Genomic DNA, 8,063 nt, shown 5'->3' with positions numbered 1-8,063 from the left:
CGCGGCGGCGGCCCGGCCAACCGCGCCGTGCTCGCGCAGGCGCCCGGTTCGGTCGCGGGCCGGTTCAAGGTGACCGAGCAGGGCGAGGTCATCTTCGCCCGCTACGGCCACCTGGCGATCGCCCGGCGGCACATGGAGCAGGTCGCCAACGCCGTGCTGCTCGCGTCCTCGCCGACCGTCGGCGCGCGCACGGCCGCCGCCGCCGACCGCTTCCGCTCGCTCGCCGAGCAGGTCGCCACGGCCTCCGAGCGGGCCTACCGCTCTCTCACGGAGGCCGAGGGCTTCCCCGAGTGGTTCGCGCTGGTCAGCCCGCTGGAGGAGATCGGCTCCCTGCGCCTGGGCTCGCGCCCGGCCCGCCGCGGGCTCGGCGCCCCGCGTTCCCTCGACGACCTGCGCGCCATCCCGTGGGTGTTCGCCTGGGCGCAGACCCGGGTCAACCTGCCGGGCTGGTACGGCCTGGGCACCGGCCTCGCGTCGGTCGCCTCCCTGGACGAGCTCCGGGCGGCCTACCAGGAGTGGCCGTTGTTCAACGCCCTGCTGGACAACGCCGAGATGTCGCTGGCCAAGACCGACCGCTCGATCGCCGAGCACTACCTGGAGCTGGGCGGCCGGCCCGACTTCACCAGGCAGGTGCTGGAGGAGTACGACCGGACCCGCTCGCTGGTGCTCCAGGTCACCGGCCACACCCGCCTGCTGGAGAACCGCAAGGTCCTCTCGCGGGCCGTCCAGCTCCGCGACCCGTACGTGGACGCGCTGTCGCACCTCCAGCTCCGTGCCCTGCGCGCCCTGCGCACGGGCGCGCCGTCGGAGCACGAGCGCGACCGCCTGTCCGCGCTCCTGCTGCTGTCGGTGAACGGCGTCGCGGCCGGCCTGCAGAACACCGGCTGACGTCAGAGCGCGCCGAAGAACGCGCGGACGTCCTCGACGAAGGCCATGGGCTGCTCGGCGGGCAGGAAGTTGCCGCCCCGCTCGAGCTCCGACCAGTGGACCACGTTGCTGTCGCGTTCGGCGAAGCGCCGGATGGTGACGTCCGTGCTCAACGCCAGCGCGACGCCGGTGGGGACGGTGCCGCGCTCCTTGGGCGCCCACGCGGCGGGGTCGTGCGCCATTTCGTAGTAGAGGTTGGCCGACGACCCCGCGGTGCCGGTGAACCAGTAGAGGCTCACGTTGGTCAGCAGCAGGTCGCGGTCGACCGCGTCCTCGGGCAGCTCGCGTTCGGCGTCCGTCCACTCCTTGAACTTCTCCACGATCCAGGCGAGCTGGCCGACGGGGGAGTCGTGCAAGCCGTACGCGACGGTCTTCGGCCGGGTGGACTGGATGACGTTGAAGCCCATCATGTCGTCGCGGAAGTGCTGCAGTCGGGCCAGCCGCTCCTGCTCGGCCTCGGTCAGCCCCGCGAAGTCGGCAGGGTCGTCCGACGGGAAGGTGACGAGGCCGTTGACGTGGATGCCGACCACGTTGTCCGGCGCCTGGCGGCCGATCTCCACGGCGGCCCAGGCGCCGCCGCCCTGGCCGTGCACGCCGAAGCGGTCGTAGCCGAGCCGGGCCATCACCTCGATGAACGCGCCGGAGACCCGCCCGATGGTCCAGCCGGGTCCGGCGATCGGGCCGGAGAAGCCGAAGCCGGGCATGTTGGCGGACACCACGTGGAAGTCGCGCGACAGCTCCGCGATGACCTCACTGAAGACGACGTGCGAGGCGGGCCAGTCGTGCAGGAGCACCAGAGCCATGGCGTCCGGGTCTGCCGAGCGCACGTGCGCGAAGTGGATGGTCTGGCTGTCCACCTCGGTGAGGAACTGGGGGAACTGGTTGAGCCGCGCCTCGGCGGCACGCCAGTCGTAGCCGTCGGCCCAGTAGGCGGCCAGCTCGCGCAAGTAGCCGGCGGGCACGCCGCGGCTCCAGCCCTCGCCGGGCAGCTCGGCGCTCCAGCGGGCGCGGCGCAGCCGGTCGCGCAGGTCGTCCAGGTCGGCCTGCGGGATGTCGATGCGGAAGGGACGGATCTCGGTGGTCATGGCTCGTCCTCTCGGACGTCGAAGGGAACGGTTCGTTCTGTTCCCATAGTATCAGAACGGAATGGTTTATTCCGATACTTTAAGAAATATGGAAGCGTCCTGTGTCAGGAGACGCGTCCGGGGACGGAGTAGACGTTGCAGCGCTCGCCGCGCAGGAACCCGACAAGCGTCATCCCGAACTCCCTGGCCAGGTCGACGGCCAGCGACGACGGCGCCGACACCGCGCACACCACCGGAACGCCGGCGGCCAGCGCCTTCTGCGTGATCTCGTAGCTGGCCCGGCCGCTGACCATGAGCACGTGCCGATCCAGCGGCAGCAGCCCGGCCAGTGAGGCCCAGCCCACGAGCTTGTCGACCGCGTTGTGCCGGCCCACGTCCTCCCGCAGCGCCACCAGCTCGCCCCCGGATGTGAACAGGCCCGCCGCGTGCAGCCCGCCCGTCTTGCCGAAGACGCCCTGCGCCGCGCGCAGCCGGTCGGGCAGGCCGTACAGGGTCTCGGGCGTCACCGTGAAGGAGCCCGTGGGGAGCGGGCGGCAGCGGTCGTGGAGCGCGTCCAGGCTGGCCGAGCCGCAGACGCCGCACGCGCTGGAGGTGAGGAAGTGGCGGTCCAGCGCGGGCAGGTCGGGGACCGGCCCGTTCAGCCGGACCGTCACCGTGTTGTAGCGGGCCTCGGGCGCCACGTCCCCGTCGGTGCAGTAGCCGATGGCGATGATCCCCCCTGGCGGCACGAGACCTTCCCCGTGCAGGAAACCGGCGGCCAGCTCGAAGTCGTGGCCGGGGGTGCGCATGGTGATCGCGACCGTCCTGCGGGTGCCGTCGAGCGAGATGAGGCGGATCTCCAGCGGCTCCTCGGTGGCAAGGTCGTCGCGGCGGTCCCTGGACGCCGAGCCGGAGAGCTCGCGGACGCGGACACGGGTGGTGGGCCCGGGGCGGACGGTCATGGCCGTCGCGCGATCAGGAGGGTTTCGTAGCGCACCCCTCCATCTTCGCCGCTCCCCGAGTGGGCCAAGATGGAAGGGTGCCCGACTCGCGCTACTCCGACCTTGACCGGCCGCCACTCTCCGAGGCGGCGCTCAACCGGGCCCTGGTGCGCCCGGGCAGCCTGTGGACGGGCGTGAGCGTCGTCGAGCGCACCGGCTCGACCAACGCCGACCTCGCCACGCTGGCCCGCCAGGGCGCCGCGCAGGGAGCGGTGCTGGTGGCCGAGGAGCAGCTCGCCGGCAGGGGCAGGCTGGGCCGCACCTGGACCGCGCCGCCCCGCTCCGGCCTCACGGTGTCGGTGCTGCTCAGGCCCGAGCCGCCGGTCGCGACACAGGGCTGGCTGCCGCTGCTGTTCGCCGTGGCCGCCGCCTCGGCCGTCCGGCGGCTGGCGGAGGTGGACGTGCGCCTCAAATGGCCGAACGACCTGCTGATCGGCGAGCGCAAGCTGGCCGGCGTGCTCGCCGAGCGGGTCGAGGACGCCGTCGTCATCGGCATGGGGCTGAACGTCTCGCTCAAGCCCGAGGAGCTGCCGGTGGAGACCGCCACCTCGCTGGCCATCGAGCAGGGGGCCTGCCTCGACCGTGACCCGCTGCTGCGCGCCGTGCTCAGGGAGGTCGAGACCCACTACCGCGACTGGAGCGAAGCCGCCGGCGACGCCGACAGGTCCGGGCTGCGCGCGGCCTACCAGGCGTCGAGCGCCACTATCGGCCGCGAGGTCAGGGTCGAGCTGCCCGGCGAGCGGTTCCTGGCCGGGCGGGCCACGGGCGTCGACCACGCCGGCCACCTCCAGGTGGCGGCCCAGGGGGAGCGCTACACGCTGAGCGCGGGAGACGTCGTCCACGTCCGCCCCGCATCGCCGTAGGGCGCCACGCCCGCGTCAAGGAGGTGCCCGCGTTCGCCCGCGCGCGTAGCCGTGCGACCGCCGAGGTGGCACGATTTGCCCATGACCATCCCGGACCATCACCTCACGCACGGTGAGCGGCGCATCAGGGCCTTCCACCCCCACTGGAAGCGGCTCATCGGCCCCGTCGTCGCGTTCGTGCTCATCGCCGCGGCCTCGGGCGCGGTGCTCTGGCTCATCCCGGGCGACTGGGCGTACGCCGGATACGCCAGGATCGCCACCGGCGCCGTCGCGGTGATCCTGCTGACCCTCTGGACGTTCGTCCCCTACCTGCGCTGGAGGAACACCGGCTACGTGCTCACCACCCACCGGTTCACGATCAGCACGGGCGTGCTGAACAAGTCGACCGACGAGATCCCGATGGCCAAGGTCAACACGGTCAGCTCCGACCAGACGTTCGCCGAGCGCCTGCTCGGCTGCGGAACGCTCACCGTCGAGTCGGCGGGCGAGAGGGGCCAGATCGTGCTCCGTGACATCCCCCGGATCCAGGAGGTGCGCAGCGACCTGTTCCGCCTGCTCGAAGACGCCTCAGACGGCGACCTCGACGGCCGTTGAGGCGGCGTGGCCCGATGAGCGCGGACCGGGCGGGCTCCCCAGGACGGCCCACCGCCGGCTCCCCGGGGCGGCCCACCGCTGAGGAGATCGAGCGGCTGCTCGTCGGCATGCCGGCCAGCCTCACGCGCAAGCAGGTCGCGGACGGCGCGGGCGTCCCACAGGACCTGGCCGAGCGCATCTGGCGGGCGCTGGGCTTCGCCACGTACGCCGACGACGCCGTGGCGTTCTCCGAGGCCGACGTGGCCGCGCTGGGCCGGGTGCGCACGATGCTCGACAGCGGCCTGCTCGACGAGCGCACCGTCATCCGCATGGCCCGCGCGCTCGGCCAGACCACGGCCAGGCTGGCCCAGTGGCAGGCCGAGATCATGATCGGCGCGATGCTGCCCGAGGACGCCGAGCCCTCCGACCGCGACCTGGCGCGCGTGCTCGACACCGCGCGGCTGCTGCTGCCCGACTTCGAGCGGGTGCTGGTCCACGTCTGGCGGGCGCAGCTCGCCGCCGCGGGCACGCGGCTGCTCACCATGGCCGACCTCAACCAGGAGCCGGTGCCGTCCCGCCTGTCGCTGGCCGTGGGCTTCGCCGACCTCGTCTCGTTCACCAGGCGGGCCCGCGATCTCGACGAGCGTGGGCTGGCCGAGCTGGTGGAGGGGTTCGAGGCCCTGGCGGCCGACGTGGTGGCCGCCCGCGGGGCCCGGCTGGTCAAGACGCTGGGTGACGAGGTGCTGTTCGCCGCGCCCACCCCGGCGCAGGCCGCCGCCATCGCGCTGGACCTGCTGGAAGGCGGCGACCTGCGCATCGGCATGGCCTACGGGCCGGTGCTGCCCATGATGGGCGACGTCTACGGCACCACGGTCAACCTGGCCGCCCGGCTCACCGCCATCGCCAGGCCCGGCACGATCGTGGTCGACTCCGGGCTGGCCGAGGGGCTCGCGGACGAGCCCGGGTTCGTTACCCACCGGATCCGGCGCCGGCCGGCCCGCGGCCTCGGCGTGGTGCAGCCGCATGTCTTGCGACGATCACCCTCCTGACACAAGATGGCTGGCATGCCGTACGAAGTGCAGGGTGTCATCGCCCGAGGTAAGGGCCGGGAAGTCTCGCTCGAGAAGGTGATCGTGCCGGATCCCGGTCCGGGCGAGGCCGTGGTGAGCGTCCAGGCCTGCGGGGTCTGCCACACCGACCTCCACTACCGCGAGGGCGGCATCAGCGACGACTACCCATTCCTGCTCGGGCACGAGGCGGCGGGCGTCGTGGAGAGCGTCGGCGAGGGCGTCACAGGGCTGGAGCCGGGCGACTTCGTCATCCTCAACTGGCGGGCCGTCTGCGGCCAGTGCCGGGCCTGCCTGCGCGGCCGCCCGTGGTACTGCTTCGCCACCCACAACGCCGCGCGGAAGATGACGCTGGGGGACGGCACGGAGCTCTCGCCCGCGCTCGGCATCGGGGCGTTCGTCAGCAAGACGCTGGTCGCCGCCGGGCAGTGCACCAAGATCTCTCCCGAGGCGCCCCCCGAGGTGGCCGGGCTGCTCGGCTGCGGGGTCATGGCCGGTCTTGGCGCCGCGCTCAACACCGGCGGCGTCACGCGCGGCGACAAGGTGGCGGTGATCGGCTGCGGCGGGGTCGGCGACGCCGCCATCCTCGGCGCCTCGCTGGCCGGGGCCACCAGGATCGTCGCCGTGGACGTGGACGACCGCAAGCTCGAATGGGCGCGCGGCTTCGGCGCCACGCACACGGTCAACTCGCGTGAGACCGACCCGGTCGAGGCCGTACGCGACCTCACCGACGGGTTCGGCGCCGACGTGGTGATCGACGCGGTCGGCCGGCCCGAGACGTACGAGCAGGCCTTCTACGCTCGCGACCTGGCGGGCACGGTCGTGCTGGTCGGCGTGCCGACGCCGGAGATGAGGCTGGAGCTGCCCCTGCTCGACGTGTTCGGCCGTGGCGGCTCGCTCAAGTCCTCCTGGTACGGCGACTGCCTGCCCAGCCGCGACTTCCCGATGCTGATCGACCTGTTCCTGCAGGGCAGGCTCCCGCTCGACAAGTTCGTCACCGAGACGGTCGGCCTCGACGAGGTGGAGGAGGCGTTCGCCAAGATGCAGCGGGGCGAGGTGCTGCGATCGGTGGTGGTGTTCTAGATGATCGACAAGGTCGTCACCTCAGGGACGTTCTCGCTCGACGGAGGCACGTGGGAGGTCGACAACAACGTCTGGCTGGTCGGCGACGCCCGCGAGGTGGTCGTCATCGACGCCGCGCACGACGCGCGGGCCATCGCCGACCGCGTCGGCGGGCGCGCCGTCAAGGCCATCGTCTGCACCCATGGGCACAACGACCACATCAACGCCGCCCAGGAACTGGCCGGCCTCACGGGGGCGCCGCCCATCCGGCTGCACCCCGCCGACCAGGTGCTCTGGGAGCAGGTGTACGGCGACGCGGTGGCGTACCAGCCGCTGGCCGACGGGGAGAAGCTCGCGGTCGGCGGGATCTCGCTGGAGGTGCTCCACACGCCGGGCCACGCGCCGGGCGCGGTGTGCCTGCGCGCGCCCGACCTGTGCGCGGTGTTCAGCGGCGACACGCTGTTCAAGGGCGGCCCCGGCGCGACCGGCCGGTCCTACTCCTCGTTCGAGACGATCATCGAGTCGATCCGTGAACGGCTGCTGACGCTGCCCGCCGAGACCGTGGTGCACACTGGCCACGGCGACTCCACCTCGATCAGGGCCGAGGCGCCGCATTTGGAGGAGTGGATCAAAAGGGGGCACTGAGGCCTGTCCCGGGGGCTCGCGATCTGTGGCGTGGCTAACATAGGCAAGCCTTACCATAGTGGGCTACATTTAGGCATGCCTAACCTACGGGCATCCATCGTGTGAGAGGCCTTTCCCCAGATGTACGTGTGTGTCTGTCGTGCTGTGACCGAGAACGAGGTCCACGACTGCATAGCCGCCGGCGCGCGGAGCGCGCGGCAGGTGCGCGACACCACGGGTGCCGGGGCGGATTGCGCCTCTTGTGTCAGGAAGATATGTGCGATCCTGAAACGGTCTGAAGAACTGACGACCGCATAGCACGAGGGGCCCGTTCATGCAGGGCGATAAGCAGATCATCGAGCTGCTCAACGAGCAGCTGACCGCGGAGCTGACCGCTATCAACCAGTACTTCCTGCACGCCAAGATGCAGGAGAACTGGGGCTACACCAAGCTCGCCAAGCACACCCGCGACGAGTCGATCGACGAGATGCGCCACGCCGAGCGTCTCACTGATCGCATCCTCTTCCTGGAGGGCCTGCCCAACTATCAGCGGCTGGGCACCCTCCACATCGGCCAGACGGTCGAGGAGCAGCTCAAGGCCGATCTGGAGGTCGAGCTGGCGGTGGTGCAGCGGCTGCGTCCAGGCATCAAGCTGATGCGGGAGAAGGGCGATGTGACGTCCGCCCGCATCTTCGAGGACATCCTGGAGGATGAGGAGCACCACATCGACTACCTCGAGACGGAGCTGGCCCTCATCCGGAGCCTCGGTGAGCAGCTCTACCTCGCCCGCTACACCGAGCCGTCGAATGACTGAAGCCGTCCTCGGACGCGCTCGTCCGAGGACGACCACACGCGCCGCGCCCGCCGGGGACATCCGGCGGG

10 protein-coding genes are annotated in these 8,063 nt (G+C 71.6%); 8 read left to right on the top strand and 2 right to left on the bottom strand.

Annotated features, from left to right (window positions below; translation table 11 throughout):
* The coding region (locus DQW85_RS31655) for a phosphoenolpyruvate carboxylase (protein WP_113703461.1) at positions 1–888 on the top strand (888 nt) is incomplete at its 5' end.
* A 2-nt stretch (positions 889–890) separates the two neighbouring features.
* Here the strand turns inward: DQW85_RS31655 and DQW85_RS31650 are convergent.
* The gene (locus tag DQW85_RS31650; RefSeq protein ID WP_113703460.1) at positions 891–2,012 is read right to left on the bottom strand and encodes an epoxide hydrolase family protein; all 1,122 of its coding nucleotides are present in this window, start codon (positions 2,010–2,012) and stop codon (positions 891–893) included.
* Between the two features lie 104 nt (positions 2,013–2,116).
* Positions 2,117–2,953 carry a formate dehydrogenase accessory sulfurtransferase FdhD gene (fdhD, locus tag DQW85_RS31645; RefSeq protein WP_113703459.1) on the bottom strand — a complete coding sequence of 279 codons (837 nt, stop codon included), beginning with the start codon at positions 2,951–2,953 and terminating at the stop codon, positions 2,117–2,119.
* Between the two features lie 77 nt (positions 2,954–3,030).
* Here fdhD and DQW85_RS31640 point away from each other — a divergent pair, with 77 nt between their 5' ends.
* From DQW85_RS31640 to bfr, 7 genes are all read left to right on the top strand, one after another.
* Positions 3,031–3,855 (top strand): biotin--[acetyl-CoA-carboxylase] ligase, encoded by an 825-nt coding sequence (locus tag DQW85_RS31640; protein ID WP_113703458.1) that lies wholly within the window; start codon positions 3,031–3,033, stop codon positions 3,853–3,855.
* 81 nt (positions 3,856–3,936) lie between these two features.
* The gene (locus DQW85_RS31635; protein ID WP_113703457.1) at positions 3,937–4,449 is read left to right on the top strand and encodes a PH domain-containing protein; all 513 of its coding nucleotides are present in this window, start codon (positions 3,937–3,939) and stop codon (positions 4,447–4,449) included.
* 14 nt (positions 4,450–4,463) lie between these two features.
* Positions 4,464–5,477, top strand: coding sequence for an adenylate/guanylate cyclase domain-containing protein (locus tag DQW85_RS31630; protein ID WP_113703456.1), 1,014 nt, complete (start codon positions 4,464–4,466; stop codon positions 5,475–5,477).
* Positions 5,478–5,492: 15 nt separating this feature from the next.
* Positions 5,493–6,578, top strand: coding sequence for an S-(hydroxymethyl)mycothiol dehydrogenase (locus tag DQW85_RS31625; protein WP_113703455.1), 1,086 nt, complete (start codon positions 5,493–5,495; stop codon positions 6,576–6,578).
* Positions 6,579–7,202 carry an MBL fold metallo-hydrolase gene (locus tag DQW85_RS31620; RefSeq protein WP_113703454.1) on the top strand — a complete coding sequence of 208 codons (624 nt, stop codon included), beginning with the start codon at positions 6,579–6,581 and terminating at the stop codon, positions 7,200–7,202.
* Positions 7,203–7,322: 120 nt separating this feature from the next.
* Positions 7,323–7,499 (top strand): (2Fe-2S)-binding protein, encoded by a 177-nt coding sequence (locus DQW85_RS31615; protein ID WP_113703453.1) that lies wholly within the window; start codon positions 7,323–7,325, stop codon positions 7,497–7,499.
* A gap of 16 nt (positions 7,500–7,515) precedes the next feature.
* A complete protein-coding gene (gene bfr, locus DQW85_RS31610; RefSeq protein WP_113703452.1) occupies positions 7,516–7,995 on the top strand; it encodes a bacterioferritin in 480 nt (159 codons plus the stop codon).
* Positions 7,996–8,063: the final 68 nt, after the last annotated feature.

The organism is Nonomuraea lactucae (genome assembly GCF_003313395.1).
GTDB lineage: Bacteria > Actinomycetota > Actinomycetes > Streptosporangiales > Streptosporangiaceae > Nonomuraea > Nonomuraea lactucae.
Note: the sequence above shows the minus strand (reverse complement) of the source record. Positions and strands in the feature narration are given on the sequence as shown.